This is a genomic window from Thioclava sp. (assembly GCF_048263065.1).
Lineage (GTDB): Bacteria > Pseudomonadota > Alphaproteobacteria > Rhodobacterales > Rhodobacteraceae > Thioclava.
Window position 1 is genome coordinate 11,729 of record NZ_JBLXEM010000020.1, and the last position, 17,432, is coordinate 29,160.

General features: G+C 58.9%; 18 protein-coding genes and 2 tRNA genes. 8 read left to right on the forward strand and 12 right to left on the reverse strand.

Going from position 1 to position 17,432, the window contains the following annotated elements:
• The first annotated feature begins 74 nt into the window (after positions 1–74).
• The 3 genes from ACN0SD_RS16375 to ACN0SD_RS16385 all read left to right on the forward strand — a co-directional run bounded on the left by ACN0SD_RS16375 (position 75) and on the right by ACN0SD_RS16385 (position 1,864).
• Positions 75–1,103 (forward strand): IS110 family transposase, encoded by a 1,029-nt coding sequence (locus tag ACN0SD_RS16375; protein ID WP_417809299.1) that lies wholly within the window; start codon positions 75–77, stop codon positions 1,101–1,103.
• 315 nt (positions 1,104–1,418) lie between these two features.
• Positions 1,419–1,550, forward strand: coding sequence for a spore coat protein U domain-containing protein (locus ACN0SD_RS16380; RefSeq protein ID WP_417809300.1), 132 nt, complete (start codon positions 1,419–1,421; stop codon positions 1,548–1,550).
• A gap of 92 nt (positions 1,551–1,642) precedes the next feature.
• Complete coding sequence (locus ACN0SD_RS16385; protein ID WP_417809301.1) at positions 1,643–1,864, forward strand: hypothetical protein; 222 nt, start codon at positions 1,643–1,645, stop codon at positions 1,862–1,864.
• A gap of 1 nt (position 1,865) precedes the next feature.
• Here the strand turns inward: ACN0SD_RS16385 and ACN0SD_RS16390 are convergent.
• The 11 genes from ACN0SD_RS16390 to ACN0SD_RS16440 all read right to left on the reverse strand — a co-directional run bounded on the left by ACN0SD_RS16390 (position 1,866) and on the right by ACN0SD_RS16440 (position 8,659).
• Positions 1,866–1,941, reverse strand: a tRNA-Phe gene (locus ACN0SD_RS16390).
• Positions 1,942–2,041: 100 nt separating this feature from the next.
• A complete protein-coding gene (locus ACN0SD_RS16395) occupies positions 2,042–2,233 on the reverse strand; it encodes a DNA gyrase inhibitor YacG (protein ID WP_417809302.1) in 192 nt (63 codons plus the stop codon).
• Positions 2,230–3,264 carry a ribonuclease E/G gene (locus ACN0SD_RS16400; protein WP_417809303.1) on the reverse strand — a complete coding sequence of 345 codons (1,035 nt, stop codon included), beginning with the start codon at positions 3,262–3,264 and terminating at the stop codon, positions 2,230–2,232. The genes ACN0SD_RS16395 and ACN0SD_RS16400 overlap by 4 nt, the downstream gene beginning before the upstream one ends.
• A complete protein-coding gene (locus ACN0SD_RS16405) occupies positions 3,261–3,833 on the reverse strand; it encodes a Maf family protein (RefSeq protein ID WP_417809304.1) in 573 nt (190 codons plus the stop codon). The genes ACN0SD_RS16400 and ACN0SD_RS16405 overlap by 4 nt, the downstream gene beginning before the upstream one ends.
• Before the next feature lie 9 nt (positions 3,834–3,842).
• Complete coding sequence (gene infA, locus ACN0SD_RS16410) at positions 3,843–4,061, reverse strand: translation initiation factor IF-1 (RefSeq protein ID WP_010397442.1); 219 nt, start codon at positions 4,059–4,061, stop codon at positions 3,843–3,845.
• 212 nt (positions 4,062–4,273) lie between these two features.
• A complete protein-coding gene (locus ACN0SD_RS16415) occupies positions 4,274–4,726 on the reverse strand; it encodes a low molecular weight phosphatase family protein (protein ID WP_417809305.1) in 453 nt (150 codons plus the stop codon).
• Between the two features lie 3 nt (positions 4,727–4,729).
• Entirely contained in the window at positions 4,730–5,206 is a 477-nt protein-coding gene (locus ACN0SD_RS16420; RefSeq protein ID WP_417809306.1) for a UPF0262 family protein, read from the reverse strand.
• Positions 5,206–6,516, reverse strand: coding sequence for a histidinol dehydrogenase (hisD, locus tag ACN0SD_RS16425; protein WP_417809307.1), 1,311 nt, complete (start codon positions 6,514–6,516; stop codon positions 5,206–5,208). Before hisD ends, ACN0SD_RS16420 begins: the two co-directional genes overlap by 1 nt.
• 174 nt (positions 6,517–6,690) lie before the next feature.
• Positions 6,691–7,167 carry a DUF2948 family protein gene (locus ACN0SD_RS16430; RefSeq protein WP_417809308.1) on the reverse strand — a complete coding sequence of 159 codons (477 nt, stop codon included), beginning with the start codon at positions 7,165–7,167 and terminating at the stop codon, positions 6,691–6,693.
• A 52-nt stretch (positions 7,168–7,219) separates the two neighbouring features.
• Positions 7,220–8,488, reverse strand: a complete 1,269-nt coding sequence (murA, locus tag ACN0SD_RS16435) for a UDP-N-acetylglucosamine 1-carboxyvinyltransferase (protein ID WP_417809309.1) — start codon at positions 8,486–8,488, stop codon at positions 7,220–7,222.
• Positions 8,489–8,659 carry a hypothetical protein gene (locus ACN0SD_RS16440; protein ID WP_417809310.1) on the reverse strand — a complete coding sequence of 57 codons (171 nt, stop codon included), beginning with the start codon at positions 8,657–8,659 and terminating at the stop codon, positions 8,489–8,491. It lies immediately after the preceding gene.
• 116 nt (positions 8,660–8,775) lie between these two features.
• On the opposite strand from ACN0SD_RS16440, the gene ACN0SD_RS16445 reads away from it, so the two are divergent.
• Positions 8,776–8,850, forward strand: a tRNA-Thr gene (locus tag ACN0SD_RS16445).
• Positions 8,851–8,896: 46 nt separating this feature from the next.
• On the opposite strand, the gene ACN0SD_RS16450 is transcribed toward ACN0SD_RS16445, so the two are convergent.
• The gene (locus tag ACN0SD_RS16450) at positions 8,897–9,964 is read right to left on the reverse strand and encodes a tyrosine-type recombinase/integrase (protein WP_417809311.1); all 1,068 of its coding nucleotides are present in this window, start codon (positions 9,962–9,964) and stop codon (positions 8,897–8,899) included.
• A gap of 494 nt (positions 9,965–10,458) precedes the next feature.
• Here ACN0SD_RS16450 and ACN0SD_RS16455 point away from each other — a divergent pair, with 494 nt between their 5' ends.
• From ACN0SD_RS16455 to ACN0SD_RS16470, 4 genes are all read left to right on the forward strand, one after another.
• On the forward strand, positions 10,459–10,734 hold the full coding sequence (locus ACN0SD_RS16455; RefSeq protein ID WP_417809312.1) for an Arc family DNA-binding protein: 276 nt from the start codon (positions 10,459–10,461) through the stop codon (positions 10,732–10,734).
• 341 nt (positions 10,735–11,075) lie between these two features.
• On the forward strand, positions 11,076–12,596 hold the full coding sequence (locus ACN0SD_RS16460) for an N-6 DNA methylase (RefSeq protein ID WP_417809313.1): 1,521 nt from the start codon (positions 11,076–11,078) through the stop codon (positions 12,594–12,596).
• The gene (locus tag ACN0SD_RS16465; protein WP_417809314.1) at positions 12,593–13,930 is read left to right on the forward strand and encodes a restriction endonuclease subunit S; all 1,338 of its coding nucleotides are present in this window, start codon (positions 12,593–12,595) and stop codon (positions 13,928–13,930) included. The genes ACN0SD_RS16460 and ACN0SD_RS16465 overlap by 4 nt, the downstream gene beginning before the upstream one ends.
• Positions 13,931–13,979: 49 nt before the next feature.
• Positions 13,980–17,207, forward strand: a complete 3,228-nt coding sequence (locus ACN0SD_RS16470) for a type I restriction endonuclease subunit R (protein ID WP_417809315.1) — start codon at positions 13,980–13,982, stop codon at positions 17,205–17,207.
• Positions 17,208–17,432 lie beyond the last annotated feature (225 nt).

The following is a 17,432-nucleotide window of genomic DNA, read 5'->3' on the forward strand; positions in this document are numbered from 1 at the left end:
TGATGATGTAACCGCCCTCCGACGGCATCGATGTGCCAAGGTGGGTCTGCGATGATCCACAAAGGAGGACGGTCATGTCGGAGATTATCACGGTCGGGCTCGATCTGGCGAAGAATGTGTTTCAGGTCCACGGGGCAGATGGAGCGGGGCAACCTGTTCTGCGCAAAAAGTTGCGGCGAGCGCAGGTTCTGGAGTTTTTCAGTCAGCTGCCGTCCTGCGTTGTCGCGATGGAAGCATGTGGCGGCGCGCATTACTGGGGCCGCGAGATCGGCAAGCTGGGCCACGATGTGCGACTGATCCCACCAGCCTATGTGAAACCCTTTGTGAAACGTCAGAAAAACGATGCGGCCGATGCCGAGGCGATCTGCGAAGCGGCGCTGCGCCCAACGATGCGCTTCGTGCCAGTGAAGAGCGGCGAGACCCAGGGCGCGGCGATGGTGTTCCGGGTTCGCGAGCTTCTGATCCGTCAGCGCACCCAGGTGATCAATGCGCTGCGCGGTCATCTGGCCGAGTTCGGGCAGGTCGCGCCACAAGGAGCGTCCAACGCCTCGAAGCTGATTGTTATCGTCGAAGATCCGGAGAGCGGCTTGCCCGCTGAGGCGACGGCCACCCTGCAAGTTCTGATAGGAACCCTGGCACAGCTCGAGGCGCAAATCAGGAAGCTCGATGCCGAGATCGCCCGCTGCGCCAAGGACAACGAAGTGGCGCGGCGCCTGATGACAGTCCCGGGCATCGGCCCGCTGATCGCTACGGCCATCGCGACCCTCGCGCCTCCGCCCGAAACATTCCGCAAGGGTCGGGATTTTGCGGCCTGGCTCGGTCTTGTCCCGCGGCAGCATTCGACCGGCGGCAAGCAACGGCTCGGAGCGACGACGAAGATGGGGGAGCGGTCGCTTCGCCGTCTGCTGATCATTGGCGCCAACAGCGTTATCATCAAGCGGCACGTCCATCGCGAGGCACAACCCGGCACATGGCTGGGTAATCTGCTGACACGCAAGCCACCGATGCTGGTGCGCGTCGCCCTTGCGAACAAGATGGCGCGCATCGTCTGGGCCTTGATGGCTCGGGGCGGTGTCTATCGATCTCCGGTCGGCGCGGTGTAGAACCAACGTCGGCCGCGAGGACGTCGGAGCGTAAGAGGGCAAGGAGCAGTTTGGCGCAACAGTCGTGAGACGGGATCGGGAGAACCAGTGCGCAACAGAGTGCCTTTGAGCACGCGGCGTTGATTTGGACCCGATCTTCGAACACCATACGGGCCCGCGACATCTGTGAGGTCGCATCATGAGGCCGGACATATGTCAGCACCCGACGACGTGTCAGAAAAGCTCTGAAAATACCTCTTGCGTTTGGGGCGGTTACATATGTTGCGCAACTCACGCTTGAGGCGTGACTTGCCCTTTTCCCATCGCGGATAGGCCATGCGACTGTCGGACAGCCCGATGGATTTTGGCCAGTTGAGTCCCGCAATCAACAGCAATATCGATGCGACTGCGTCGGTCGATGTAAGCTGTTCGCAAAACACGCCCTACACGATCACGATGGACACCTGATACAAACGCCTGCGCGCTTGACCGTGAACGATCAGGCCCAAGTTCTCCTCTAGACCGAGGGTCGCAAACCGATCAAAAACGAGCAGGATGCGATGGATATTTCTTCATCTCACAACCTGTGCCAGCTTGAACACATCGTCGTCTCCACCTCTCCAAAAGATTCGCTTGTAACGCCCGACCCCTTCAACAAAGGGCAGGACGAGCAGATTTCGAATAAATGTGTCCCCGATGTGTCCCAGAGCAGTTTTCGACAGCCAAAAGCAAAAACCCGGGCCAGCGCCAAGTCAAATTTCTTTTTATTTTCAGGTATTTAAGTGGTGCCCGAAGGCGGACTCGAACCACCGACACGCGGATTTTCAATCCGCTGCTCTACCAACTGAGCTATTCGGGCACTGAGACCTCGCGGTCTTGCTGGGCGGTTACTAAATCAGGGCGGGGAGGCTGTCCAGAGGGATTTGTTAGAAAATTGACCCGCACCAGTGTTGCGCGGGTCAGTGCGGCTTTTGCGCGCCGCCCTGCAAATCATCTGGGTTGGTGGGGGCGCGTTCTTCTTCCTCGGCGATGTCGCCGGGAATGACGTAGGATCCGTTCAGCCAGCGCGCCAGATCGACATCGGCGCAGCGTTTGGAACAAAACGGGCAGTATTTCGGGTCAACCGCTTTGGCGCAGATCGGACAGCTCATAGCGCATCTCCTAGCAGCGCGCTAAGGGCAACACGGTCGCGTTTGCGCTGCAACTCGAAATTGCCAAGAGGTGTCCAACCCGCCATTGACGCCTCGGCCTCGCCTTTGAACGAGGTGCGTAGTTGCTGTTCCAGCGGCTGACGGTCACGTTTGGGCATCGGGGCGAAATCGACGATGATCTGGCCGCCCAAACCCCGCAAGCGCAACTGACGTGGCAAGGCGCGCGCCGCAGCGATATTGGCCTTGAGGCCTGCCGCCGGGGACGTGTCGTTGCCGGTGTTCACATCCACGGCGATCAGCGCGCGGGTAGGTTCAATCATCATATGCGCGCCGTCCGTTAGCTCGACGCGCGGCTGCAACAGCGCATCGATTGCATCGGTCGCGCCGTGATCGTCAAAGCCGCCCTCAACCACCTCATCGGGGGCGGGATCGGCCCAGTCGCGCCACGCCTCTTCGTGCGGGCTGGGTGCATCGACCAGCAGTTCCGGCGCGCCTGATAGATCGGCCATCACGGCCTCAGACAGGGTGCGCATCGCGGCGATATCTTCGGTGATCTCGTCGGCATCCGCATCGGCGGCAACCGAGCGCATGATCAAACCGGCCTGCGCGCCCGCCATTTCGGCCTCGGCCAAAGATTGCAGGGTTTCGCGCGTGTCCTCGTCGCGAATCCGGCGTGAAATATTCAGCCCTGGTGCACCGGGGGTCACAATCGCAAAGCGCGATTTGAACAGCACGCGCAACGTGACGGGTAGTGCCTTGCCGGGCTCGGTCCCACCCGAGACCTGCACGATCACGGTCTGACCGGGGCTCAACCCCTTGACCTCACGCAGGAAGCCGCGCGCGCCTTGGGGCAACTCGACGAACACGCCGCCCTGCCCCTTCATCTGCCGTCCGATCACGCCACGACAGATCGCGCCGGGGGCCAGCGCCACACCCGGATCGATCAGCAAATCTTCCAACTGTCCATCGACCATCAACGCAGCCGCCTCACGGCCCGCGATTTGATCTAGCAAGACGACCCGTCCAATCATGCGCTCTCTCTCTTGATACCGGCTGCGGCCAAAAGCGTTGCGGTCTCGGCCAAGGGCAGGCCGACAACCCCAGTGTAGCTGCCTTGCAGCCACGGCACAAAGGCCCCGCCCAGCCCTTGGATCGCGTAACCGCCCGCCTTGCCGCGCCACTCGCCGCTGGCAAGATAGCCGTTCACGTCTTCATTGCTGAGCGGTTTGAATTTCACCACCGTATCAACCAACCGCTCGCGCATCCCATCGGCACTCCGCACGGCCACGGCGGTCAGCACATGATGGCGTCGCCCCGAAAGCAGCCACAGGAACTCTGCCGCCTGTTTTTCATCCTCGGGTTTGCCCAGAATGCGGCGACCACAAGTCACGGTGGTATCAGCGCTCAGGATCACCTCATCAAAGGCCATCTCTAGCGCCATCGCCTTTTCGCGCGCCATGCGCGCAACGTAATCGCGCGCGGATTCGCCCTTGATGGGGGTTTCGTCGATGTCGGCAGGGCGCAGGGCAGCAGACCCCAGACCCAATTGGGTCAAAAGCTCCCGCCGCCGCGGACTTGCCGATCCCAGAATAAGTTTCAACAGATCCGCTTACTTGAAGCGATAGTTGATGCGACCCTTCGTCAGGTCATAGGTGTTCATTTCCACCTGCACCTTGTCGCCTGCCAGAACCCGGATGCGGTTCTTACGCATCTTGCCTGCCATATGCGCGATGATCTCATGGCCGTTTTCCAGCTCGACCCGAAACGTCGCGTTAGGCAGGAGTTCCTTAACGACGCCGGGAAATTCGAGCATTTCTTCCTTGGCCATGGTCACTCCGTATTTGAAAACCGCAAAAATGCGGGCGAGCGTTAAATGCGCCCGGTTGCGCGAAAATTCAAGCGTAATGTCAGAGACAAGCGGGGTTTTCGCTCAGGAACCGAGGCATTTGGCCGAAAATCGCGCGGTTGAGGCTATATTTACAGGGGCGCGCGCGCTTAGCGCCTGTTACGGATCGGCCAGAGGCGGCGGTGAGTCGTGCTTTATACGCGCGGCGGACCGAACCGCTTTATGAGATGATTGCGGATCTGGTCGCGCGTGTCGCGATAGGCGGCCAGTTTCGTCTCGCGACTTTCTCCGATGCCGGTCGGATCAAGGATCGGCCAATATTCCACATCCAGATGAAAGAACCGCGTGAATTCCAGTGCTTGGCGTTGCGATGCCGGCGAGAGTGCGATCACCAGATCAAAGGCCGACAGATCATCGCCCCATTCCTGCAACTCGGTGAACGAGCGCGAACGGTGCCGCTCCAGATCGACTTTGATCTCGGACATCACGGCGATTGTGAAACCGTCGATCTCAAGATCGGCCTTAACGCCCACGGATTGCACATAAACATCGGTGCCGTAGAATTTTTTCATCATGCCTTCGGCCATCGGCGAACGTGTCGCATTATGGTCGCAGGCAAATAGCACCGATGAGGGAAGATCGCCCATCCCCTACCTCGGCGTCAAAACGGCAACGAGGGTGAACAGCCGCCGCGCCGTGTCGATATCGACCTCGGCCTTGCCTTCAAGACGTTCCTGCAAGATTCGCGCGCCCTCGTTGTGGATACCGCGCCGGGCCATGTCGATCGCCTCGATCTGGCTTGGCGGCAGCTTTTTTACCGCTTCGAAATAGCTTTCGCAGATCTGGAAATAGTCCTTTACCGCTTGCCGAAACGGGCCGAAAGACAGATGGAATTCCGCAACCTTCTGGCCGTCCTCGGTTTTCGTATCAAACACCAGACGGCGGTCGCGCACCCCAAGGGTCAGCGCGAATGGGCCAGCGGGTGCAGGCGTGCCATCGCGACCGGGCAGGACAAAGCTGTTATCTTCGAGCAGGTCATACACGGCGACTTTGCGCTCTTGCTCAATCTCGGGAGACGGGGCGGGCATGCCGCCGGTGTCAAGTTCGAGTTGGCTGATCCGGGCCATCACAGCTCTCCTTTATTGAGCGCATCAAGACGCGCGCGCACGCTCAGCCCATGCGCTTCAAGACTTTCCGAGATCGCCAGCGTCTCGGCGGCCGGGCCAATCGCCTTAAGCGCGCCGGGCGTCATTTTCGCAAGAGTCGTGCGTTTCAGAAAATCCATCACCGATAGCCCGCTTGAAAACCGCGCCGAGCGCGCCGTGGGCAGCACGTGGTTCGGTCCGCCAATATAATCGCCAATTGCCTCGGGGGTATAGGCACCTAAGAAAATTGCCCCGGCATGGGTGATCTGCTGCGCCAGCGCGTCAGGCTCAGCCACGCAGAGTTCAAGGTGCTCGGGCGCGACGCGGTTGGACAGGCTCGCAGCCTCGGCCAGATTGCGCGCCACGATCACCGCGCCGAAATCGCGCCAGCTTGCGCCTGCGATCTTGCGCCGCTCAAGCGTTTGCAGGCGCGTCTCGACGGCCTTGGTCACGGCGTCGCCAAAAGCCGCATCCGTAGTGATCAAAATCGCCTGCGCGCTTTCATCGTGCTCGGCTTGGCTGAGCAAATCAAGCGCGATCCAGTCGGGATCGCCCGTGCCATCCGCGATCACCAGAATCTCAGACGGCCCCGCGATCATGTCGATGCCGACACGCCCGAACACCCGCCGCTTGGCCGCCGCGACAAAGGCATTGCCTGGCCCGGTGATCTTGTCGACTGGCGTGATCGTTTCCGTGCCATAGGCCAGCGCCGCAATCGCCTGCGCGCCGCCCACGCGATACACGGTATCGACGCCCGCGATTTGCGCGGCCAGCAACACCAGCGGATTAACTACGCCATTCGGTGTCGGGCAGACGACGACCAGACGCTCGACGCCCGCCACCTTGGCAGGGATCGCATTCATCAGCACGGATGAGGGATAGCTCGCCAACCCGCCGGGCACATACAGCCCCGCCGCGCTGACCGGCCCCCAACGCCAGCCCAACTCGGCGCCAGCAGCGTCGGTCCAGCGCTGATCCTCGGGCATCTGGCGGGCGTGATAGGCGCGGATTCGCTCTGCGGCGAGTTCCAGCGCGGCGCGCTCGACTGGCGGAACTTTCGCAATCTCGGCAGCGATTTCTTGGGCCGAAAACGCCAGCCGATCTGCAGTTAGCTCGAAGCGGTCAAATTTGGCGGTCAACTCAATTAGCGCCGCATCTCCGCGCGCGCGCACATCCGCGATGATCCCGGCGACAACCGCGTCAACATCGGGGCTGTCTTCGCGCTTCATGCCCAGAAGTTCGGCAAATCGGGCCTCGAACCCGTCCTCGCGCGTGTCAAGAAGTTGCGGCATCACTCGTCTCCTTATCCGTCCTCGGGATTAGACAGTCTCGCCCGCCCCCGCAAGCGTCGCCCCGGTTTTGCGGCGTGTTTCGTGTTTCATTTTGCGTGAAATACGTCTGCGGAAGGTTTCCAGACCAGATGTTGGACGCTCCGCGGGGAGTATTTTTGGCCAGATGAAAACGGTTCAGTCGGGATGATAGGGCACTTTGCCAGAGGGCGCGCGGTAGGGGCGTTCGACATCGCGCAAATCGACATCCAAACATTCGACATCAACTGCAATGGCCCCGTCGCCTGCGAGGGTAATGACGACGCGCCCTGCCCCGTCTTGGGCGGGTTCAAAGGCGAGATCGAGGATCGAAAGCACGAGGTCTTGGTCAGCGCGATCAATACCCTGACTGGCCACATGGGTGACATCCGAGACCACCAGAAGCGCGCGCACACGTTCATAGGCGCGCCCCTCTGCTTCGGCTTGCGCCTTATCTTCCCAGCGAAAGCGGTTGATCAACAGCGCGAGACGGCGTGCCTTAGCCTCCCACACGATTTCGGTGATCGGCAGAACCGCGTCTTGCACCAATGCAGCCATCACCGACAGATCGGCCTGCGTTTCAGCGCGCAGCGCAATCGCGCCCTCTCCGCCATCCTCAAAACTTGCATCTACCATCAGATTTCCTTTACGCGCTGTGAACGGCTTATGTTTTGCATCCGCAAAGTGATCACTCGCCCTTCACACGCTCGATATGCGCGCCCACGGCGCTCAGCTTGTCCTCGACCCTCTCATAGCCGCGATCGAGGTGATAGACCCGGCTCACCATCGTTTCGCCCTCTGCGGCCAGTCCTGCTAGAATAAGCGAAACCGAGGCGCGCAGATCCGTCGCCATCACCCGTGCACCGCGCAGCTTGTCGACGCCATGCACCGTCGCGTGCCCGCCATGGACCTCGATATTGGCCCCCATGCGCAGCAATTCCGGGGCGTGCATAAAGCGGTTTTCAAAGATTTTTTCTTCCAGAACGCTGGTGCCCTCGGCGGTGCACAGAAGCGCCATCATTTGCGCCTGAAGATCGGTGGGGAAGCCCGGGAAGGGTTCTGTCACCACGTCAACCGCGCGGATACGGCCGTTTTTGCGACTGACCTTGATACCCGCTTTGGTTTGCTCGACCGAGACCCCCGCCGCATCAAGGCGCTCGCAGAAGCTCTCGATCAGCTCAATGCGCCCGCCAAGGCATTCCACTTCGCCGCCACAGATTGCGGGGGCCAGCATATAGGTGCCCAGCTCGATTCGGTCGGCAACCACCGGGTGGGTTGCGCCGTGCAGCCGGTCCACGCCCTGAATTTCGATCGTTCCAGTGCCGTCGCCCTCAATCTGCGCGCCCATCGCCCGCAGGCAATCGGCCAGATCGACGATCTCGGGTTCGCGGGCGGCGTTTTTCAGAACCGACGTGCCTTTGGCCAGTGAGGCCGCCATCAGGAAATTCTCGGTCGCGCCTACCGAGGCAAAACGCATCTCGTGCACAGCGCCCTTCAGCCCGCCTTGCGTTTTGGCATGTAGATAGCCGTCGCGCAGCTCAATCTGCGCACCTAATGCGGTCAGCGCATCGACGTGAATATCCATCGGACGCGCACCGATTGCGCAGCCACCGGGCAGCGACACGACCGCATGGCCCAGCCGCGCCAGCAGCGGCCCAAGCACCAGATTCGAGGCGCGCATCTTGCGCACGATGTCATAATCGGCGATCGGATTGATCTCACCATGACACGAGGCGGCCAGCACCTTGCCCTCTTGCAGCGCGCTCACTTCGGCCCCGAGAGAGGCCAGCAATTCGGTCATCGTGCGAATATCGCTCAGGCGCGGCGCGTTGGTCAGTGTCAGCGGTTCGTCACTGAGCAGCGTGGCCGGCATCAGCGCCAGACAGGCGTTTTTCGCCCCCGCAATCGGAATTTGCCCCTTAAGCGGGCCATTGCCGCGCACGATGATACTGTCCATTCAACTGCCCTCGTTCTTGTCATTTTGCGATGTCGCGGCATCGTTCTTGCGTGCGCGCGCCTGTGCCTTGCGCTTTTGTAAGTTAGCGCGCAAGGCCTCGGCCAAGCGTTCTTCCCGGCTGGGTTTGGGCCCACCTTTGGCCTTAGAGTTATCGCTGCGATCCTGTGTCATGGCGCCTCGTTTACCCTGCAAGGTAAATCCTGTCGAGAGAGAGGGCAGATTTGCCCTTGCACCATAGCGCGATTGCGTCTAAATCCCCGCCACGGTCGGAAACGACATGTACCGGCGCTGTGGTAGCTCAGTGGTAGAGCACTCCCTTGGTAAGGGAGAGGTCGAGAGTTCAATCCTCTCTCACAGCACCATAACTTACAGGATTTCTGGGTATTTTCTGCACAGTTATCTGCACAGCTATCTTCTCCGTTCGATGATTTCTAGCGCCCTTCCTTGGTGATGCGGGCTGTGATGCCAGTAGTGTTTTCGGATCGTTTCGGGCGATGTGTCGAAGTATTCAGCTGCATCCTCAACGCTCAGCCCCTTCATTACTGCCCAAGTGATCGCGGTATGTTTTAGAACGTGAGGCGTCACGCCATCGATCCCGGCACGCTCCGCAGCGCGCCGAATACCTGTCTTGATACTCTTGATTGGCTTGGCTCGGAATGAAACAACATGCGTCCCTTTATAGCCCCTCCAGCGCCGAAGATGCCCAAGCAATTGCCGGGGCGTGCGAATGCTCCCACGCCGCTTATTCGTTTCCGCTTGCCCATCAACACGGAAGCGAATCTTGCCTGCATCGAAGTCGACACGCGCCCATGTCAGTTCAAGAATCGCACTTGCGCGCCGCCCTGTATAAAGGCTGAGCAGGATAAAATGCCGGACATGAGGCTCAGCACATCTGAGCAGCGCCGCTACCTCATCGCGCGACAGCCAGCGATCACGCGGCGCACCTGCGGGGGGAAGCGTGACCGCAATCGGATGAACCAACAGCCCTTCGGAATGCGCGTGATTTAGGGACGCTTGCAACACCCCAAGCTCGCGCCGAGCGGTCGAAGGGCTAGCAGCTCTCGTGCGCTCAATTTTCTTTCCGGTCTTTGTCATCACAATCGTCGTGCGAGATTTTGCTCGCTCCCGCTCATAAAGGCTACAGGTCGAACCTTTTACAGCGTCACAAGTCAAATCTGCCCAGAAAGGCGCAAGAGCTTGGATGGAATAGATGAGTGTTCCCGTTGATGCGATCTTTTCGCCCTTATCATCTACATACCGCGCCAACACCTCGCCTAAGGTCAACTCGCTCGGATGGGCAGGACCGCACCGGACTTCCGGTGCTTTGTGCGCTAGGTATTCAGCGAGTGCTGCCTCAGCCTCTTCACGCTCGCGAAGGCCAAACTCTGTCCGCTGCATCCTGTTGCCGTCACGGATGACCCATTGCTGTTCATCCTTGCGGTAATAGAGCCGTGCGGGCTTTCTTGGTCGGGGCATAGCAAGAACTCCTTAAGTGCGACGTGCGACGTGTAGTAGGATCTTCCAATCTTCTTAGCCCACAGCCGCCCATCTTGACGTGCCCGACGTAGCGCTGAAACCGTGATAGAACGATGCAGCGTGGATGCGGCTTCCTTGAGAGTCATGAGCCTAATTTCTTCACCATGGGATCGATTTGTCATTTGTGTCCCCCTACCGCATGCATGACCATCAGACGAAGTTGGACGTGTTTGATTGTCGACATTACGCCCCCCGCAGAACCAAGCATAATGCTATATAGCAATTTGCTTGGTTTCCGTCAACGGTTGTCTGCTGCAATTTTTTAGCAGCGAAAACCGCTGGATACATACTTTCGGTCATCGGGGGCCCGTTAGAGAAAATGACCTGAATTCTCGAAAACTCTTGTCGCGAACAAAGCATTGTGCTAGCAAGCAAAATGCTACCACCGCGTCGGCTAGATGATGACGGCGCCACACAGCTAGGCGGAGACCCCGATGACAAAAACACCGGTAGCTGAACAGGTTCAGGTTAACTTTCGAATGCCTGCGGAGTTGCGGGATCGCATTAAGTTAGCCGCAGAGCGCAATAGCCGTAGCATGAATGCAGAGATCGTCTCGGTCTTAGAAGAAGCCTTCCCCAAGCCAAAAACCGGCCGCGATTTCATCGAAAAGCTGAAGGAAGTTGTCGAAAGGAACGGAGGCGGTGAAAGCGGACATCTAGAGGAAATCGAACGCCTAATTCGAGAACAAGAGGCTTTGGAGCGGGACTGAGCACCTAAACATCCGAATTTGAATTTCGAACTAGTCGACCCTCCGATAGGGACGGTGAAATGAACATGCCTTCTGTATCAGATAACCTCCCGTCAGCCGGGCAAGAAAGCCTATGCGTATTCGCGCAAACACCCGCGATGCGCCTTGGCCTGGCGAAGGGTAAGATTTACGCGCGCGATCTCCTTGCCTATTCTTGATCCCGCTTGCCAGCATTGCAAATTCCGGAATTCTGGTCTGGCGCAACCGGCTCTTATCGGTGCATATTTTCGCCAAAGGTTGTTTTTCTCCTTTGACAAACGAGCCCATATAAACAGAACAAAATCAAAACCAGAGGAATAGGTATGAGCATCGAGACGACACTTTTCGCAGCCGCTGACAAGATGCGCGGATCGATGGACGCGGGCGAATACAAGCACATCGCACTTGGCATGCTGTTCCTGCGTTATGTTTCGGTCTCGTTTCAGCGTCTGCATGCGCAGCTGACCGCTGATGAATACTCGGACCCTGAGGATCGCGACGAATACCTGGCCGAGAACATCTTCTGGGTGCCGGAAAAGGCGCGCTGGTCCTTCATCGCCAAGAACTCCAAGAACCCCGAGATCGGCGTGATGATCGACGCGGCCATGCGCCAGATCGAGGCCGAGAATCCGACCCTGAAAGGCGCGCTACCCAAGGTCTTCGGGCGCGACAGCCTGGATAACACAATGCTCTCGGGACTCGTTGATCTCTTTACCAACATCGAACTGGAAGGCACTCGCGCAGATTTCGACCTGATCGGGCGGATCTATGAATATTTCATCGGCGAGTTTGCCTCATCCGAGGGTAAGCGCGGCGGCGAGTTCTACACCCCGAAATCCGTCGTCGATACGCTGATCGAGATGATCGAGCCGACCAAGGGGCGCGTCTATGACCCGTGCTGTGGCACCGGTGGCTTCTTCGTGCAGTCGGAAAAGTTCATCGACGCGCATTCCGGGCAACGCAACGACATCGCGATCTATGGTCAGGAACGCAACCACACGACCTTTGGTCTGGCGCGCATGAACCTCGCGATCCGCGGTATCTTTGCTGACATCCGCTGGAACACGGAAGGCACGCTGTTGCGCGACGCATTCCCCGATGAGCGCTTTGATTTTGCTCTTGCCAACCCGCCCTTCAATATCTCGGATTGGTCGGGCGATCTGTTGCGCGAGGATGGTCGCTGGAAGTTCGGCGCACCGCCGGTTGGCAATGCCAACTTCGCGTGGTTGCAGCATATCCATGCGCATCTGTCGTCCAAGGGCATCGGCGGTGTGGTGCTTGCCAACGGCTCGATGTCGTCAATGTCGGGTGGCGAGGGTGATATTCGCCGCGCGATGGTCGAGGGAAACGCGGTGGATGCCATGGTCGCGCTACCGGGGCAGCTGTTCTATGGCACGCAGATTCCGGCCTGCCTGTGGATCCTGGCCAAGGACAAATCGAACGGTGTGGCCAAGGATGCCTCTCTGCGCGACCGGCGCGGCGAGGTGCTGTTCATCGACGCGCGCAAGATGGGCGCGCTGGTGCCGGGCTCGCGCAAGCAAAAGGAGATGTCGGCCGAGGAGGTCGCGCGCATTGCGCGGGCTTATCACGCGTGGCGCGGCGAGCCGGACGCGGGCGCTTACGCTGACGAGCCGGGGTTCTGCAAAGCCGCCACGCTGGAAGAAATCGCAAAGCACAACTTTGTGCTGACTCCGGGCCGCTATGTCGGCGCGGGCGCGGTGGAGGACGACGGCGAGCCGTTCGAGGACAAGTTCGAGCGCCTGATGGGCACCCTGCGCGAGCAATTCGCCGAAGGGCGGCGGTTGGAGGCCGAGATTGAGGCGCGGTTGGGGGCTTTGGTATGAGTGGCTTTGTCGAGCTTGGCGCGCTATGTAGTCTGATTACCAAAGGGACCACCCCTAATGCGAAAATGGGTGGCTTCTCAGAAGATGGAATCAACTACATTAAATCCGAAAGCTTGAACTACGATGGCTATGTGGACCAAGGAAAGTTTGTCCATATAACGCCGATTGTTCACAAAAAGCTGAAGCGCTCAATCCTCCACGAAAATGACGTTCTGGTTTCAATTGCTGGCGCAAACCTTGGGAAATGTGGCATTGTTTCAGCGGAAATGCTTCCCGCGAATACGAATCAAGCAGTAGCAATTGTCCGTGTTAATTCTAACAGGGCAAACCCTCGCTTTATCCAATTCTTCTTACGAAACCCTCAGTTTGTCGCAGACAATCTTGCTGGCGTTGCTCAGTCGGCCCAGCCAAATCTAAACTTAGGCGATATTTCAAGCTTTCGAATCCCTGCATTTCCAATTTCGGAACAACGCGAGATCGCGGCGATCCTTGGGGCGTTGGATGACAAGATCGAACTGAACCGCAAGATGGCGGCGACCTTGGAGGAGATGGCGCGGGCGCTGTATCGGTCTTGGTTCGTCGATTTCGACCCGGTCCGGGCCAAGGCCGAAGGCCGCGCCCCCGCCCATATGGATACCACCACCGCCGCCCTCTTTCCCGACAGCTTCGGTGAGGATGGGCTGCCGGTGGGGTGGCCGATGGAGTCGCTGGCACAGCACGTCTCTGTGTCGCGAGGACTAAGCTACAAGGGTGCCGGTCTTTGCGAGGTGGACGCAGGCGTGCCCCTCCACAACCTCAACTCGGTCTTCGAAGGCGGAGGCTACAAGACCGCCGGGATCAAGTATTACAGCGGCGACTTCAAGCCACGCCATGAGATCGTCCCCGGCGACCTGATTGTGACCAACACCGAGCAAGGCTTCGACCTTCTGCTGATGGGGCACGCCGCGCTTGTGCCGCATTACTTCGGCCCGACGGGGCTGTTCAGCCAGCACATCTACAAGGTAGCACCAAAGGCCAAGTCACCGCTGAGCCGCGAGTGGCTTTACCTGATGCTTAGCGTATCGCCCAAAGGCCAGGAGATCCGTTCCTACTCTAACGGCACCACGGTTAACATGCTGCCCATGGATGCGCTCGAAATCCCGGAGGTCTTGATCCCATCGCGGACGGTCGTTGATGCCTTCGACGCTGTCGTGAAGCCCATGTTCGCGCGAAAAGAGAGCATTGAGGTCGAAAACCAAACCCTCGCCACCCTGCGGGATACGCTGCTGCCTAAGCTGATGTCGGGCGAGATCCGCGTCGGCGAGGCCCGTGAGCAGGTTGAGGCGGTGGCGTGATAATGGCGCAGATCGGCTCTGATGGGCAATTAGTTTCCAAGGGGGTAGAATGGCATTTCTGAGCGAGGCCGACCTCGAAGACATTTTCATGGAGCAGCTGGGCGATCAGGGGTTTGAGCTCTCTCACGGCTCGCAAATAAGCCCGGATGTGAAGCCCGCCCTGCGGGGCAGCTATCACGAGACGGTGCTGGAATCCGTGCTTCTGGACAGTCTGCGGCGCATTAACCCGGGCCTGCCGGAGAACGCGCTGGCCGAAGCCTCGAAAAAGGTGCTCGACATCACATTCGCCACGGATGTGGTGCAGGAAAACCGCCGCATTCACCGGCTGATGGTAGAGGGAATTAAAACCACCTATTTTGCCGATGGCGAAGAACACAATGCCGTTGTTCATCTGGTGGATTGGGCCGACGAGGCGAACAATTGGCGCGCGATCAACCAGGTCGATGTCGTGGGCAAGACACCGCGCATCCCTGATGTTGTGATCTTCCTCAATGGAATGCCATTGGTGGTGGTTGAGCTGAAAGGCACCGAGGGCGCCGATATCGACGCGGCATTCAACCAGATCACCACCTACAAGACAGACATCCCGGACCTGTTTCGCACGACGCTGCTGACGGTGATCAGCGATGGCTTTAACGCGCGCTTTGGCTCGCTCTCGGCCGCGCTGGACCGCTTCATGACCTGGCGCACGGTCGATGGCACGACGCTGATCCCGACAGGATCGGATCTGGCGTTGGAGACGCTGACAGCGGGGCTGCTGAGCCGCCAGACGCTACTGGATATGCTACGCTGGTTCGTGGTGTTTGAAGATGAAGGCAAGGGCCCGATCAAGAAGATCGCGGGCTATCACCAGTTCCATGCCGTCCGAAAGGCGTTGGAGGCGATTCAGGACGCCCGGGGTCGGGATGGTAAGGCCGGGGTGATCTGGCACACCCAAGGGTCGGGCAAGTCGTTGTTGATGACCTTCTTGGGCGGTCGCGTGATGCATCACCCCGATCTGGAAAACCCGACGCTGCTGGTGCTGACCGACCGCAACGATCTCGACAACCAGCTCTTCGCCACCTTTGCGCGCTGCAAAGACGCTCTTGGCGAAGAACCGGTTCAGGCCGACAGTATTGAAGAGCTGAAAACCCTGCTCGATCGACAGGTTGGTGGCGTGGTCTTCTCGACCATCCAGAAGTTCCGCCCGGAGGCTGGCGAGGTTTTTCCTGAAATCACGGATCGCTCGAATGTCATCGTGATGGTTGATGAGGCGCACCGCACCCAATACGGGTTCGACGCCAAGATGAGCAAGGATGGCGATGTCCGCTTCGGTCTCGCCTATCAGCTGCGCCAGGCTCTACCAAACGCGGTCTATGTCGCCTTCACCGGCACCCCGGTTGAACTGGTCGGCGCGAACACCCGCGGCGTCTTTGGGGAATACATCGATATCTACGACATCGCGCAGGCGGTCGAAGATGGTGCAACAGTGCCGATCTATTACGAGGCGCGCGTGGCCAAGATCGAGCTGGACCAAAGTGTCATCGAGCAAGTGGATGATGACTTCGACGACGCCACCGAAGGTCTGGCAGATGAAGAATCCAGTGCCATTGCGCGCAAGTGGTCGCAGGTTGAGGCCCTAGTCGGTGCCGACAAGCGGCTTGACACGGTGGTGCAAGATATCCTGACGCATTTCGACGCCCGCCTGGAAGCGATCGACGGCAAAGCGATGATTGTCTGCATGAGCCGGCGTATCTGCACCGAGGTCTATAAACGGATCGTGGCCGCCCGGCCCGAGTGGCATGGCGACACAGACGACACCGGGGCCGTCAAGGTCGTTATGACTGGGAAAGCAACAGACCCCGCAGAGATGCAACCCCACATCCGTTCCAAGGGCCGCCAGGAGGCAATCCGGAACCGCTACAAGGATCCCGCAGACCCGCTGAAACTGGTTATCGTGCGCGATATGTGGCTGACGGGTTTCGACGCACCCTGCATGCACACGCTTTATGTTGATAAACCAATGAAAGGCCATGGCCTCATGCAGGCGATCGCGCGGGTCAATCGCGTATTCCGGGGCAAGCCTGCGGGTCTGATCGTCGATTACATCGGTCTGGCGGCCGACCTCAAAAGCGCGCTTGCCCATTATTCGCAGACAGATCAGGCGCAGACCGGGATCAGTGAGGACGACGCGATCTCCGCATTCCTTGATGCCCTTGATGTCGCGCGTCAGCAGTTGTTCGGGTTCGATTACAGCGCAGCAATTGGTGGAACCCCGAAAGACCGCTTGAAGATTTTGCCGCCCGCTATCGAGCATATCTTGGCCAAAGACCATGATGGCAAAGATCCGGGCGCAATCGTGAAGCGATACCAGGATGCGATCGCTGCGCTCGTCAAGGCGTTTAAGCTCGCGTCTGGAAGCCCACAGGCCACGGATCACGCGGAAGAAGTGGCTTTCTTCGTGGCTGTGCGCACTGGCATCGAGAAAATCGATGTCGGCCAAAAGGGTCGCAAGTCCGTCGCGAGCGACTTTGCTATCCAGCAGCTTGTAAATAGTGCAGTGGCATCGACCGAGGTGGTCGATATTCTGGAAGCCTGCGGATTCGATCGTCCAGACATCAGCGTGCTGTCAGAAGAGTTCATGCTCGAACTCAAGAACATGGAGCACAAGAACTTTGCCGTAGAAGCGCTGAAAAAGCTCCTCAACGGCGAGATCTCCGCCCGCACTCGCAGCAATGTCGTCAAGAAGGAAGAGTTTTCTGCCAGACTTGAACAGGCGATCGCTCGATATCACAACCGCAGCGTTGATGCCTTGCAGATCATTCAAGAGTTGATCGAAATCGCGAAAGACCTCCGCCAAGTGCCCGATGACGGGCTCACTGACGAGGAGCGAGCCTTCTATGATGCCCTGGCGCAGAACGAAAGTGCTGTTGAGGTGATGACAAACGACGAGCTCCAAGTCATTGCGGCTGAGCTGGTTAGGACCGTGCGCAGCAACTCAGGAACGGACTGGTGGCGCCGGGAAAATGTGCGCGCCAAAATGCGGATCGCGGTCAAAAAGATCCTGCAACGCCATGGATATCCGCCTGATTTGACGACCGAAGCCGTGAAAACAGTCCTCAAACAGGCCGAAAGCTTGGCAACCGAGATGTCGAAGAACGCCAATTCTCCAAAGCACGACAATAATCTCGCCATGCCTTGTGAATGCAGCCAAAATGGTCTCGCTCCGTGCAATCAGATCCCTTGCAAAACAGCTATCGCGCGCGCTGCTCGTGAAGGCTGGGGACCGTTGGAATAAACAGGAGCCACCGGATCGACCCGCAAAGGGGAAGAACCGATTGCATCCAACCCATGGCTGGCCTCGCATACAGGCCAGCGCTATCAGCGGTGCGAGTGCGGGAAGGGCGGATACCGGCCATTCGCTGCTTTGCAGCGAGAATTTTGAGATACCGCCAATGCGGACCTTCAAAGCCGAGCGGTCTGGTCGGTCCGCTTTCGGGATGGTTCTTCAGGATTGTAGACC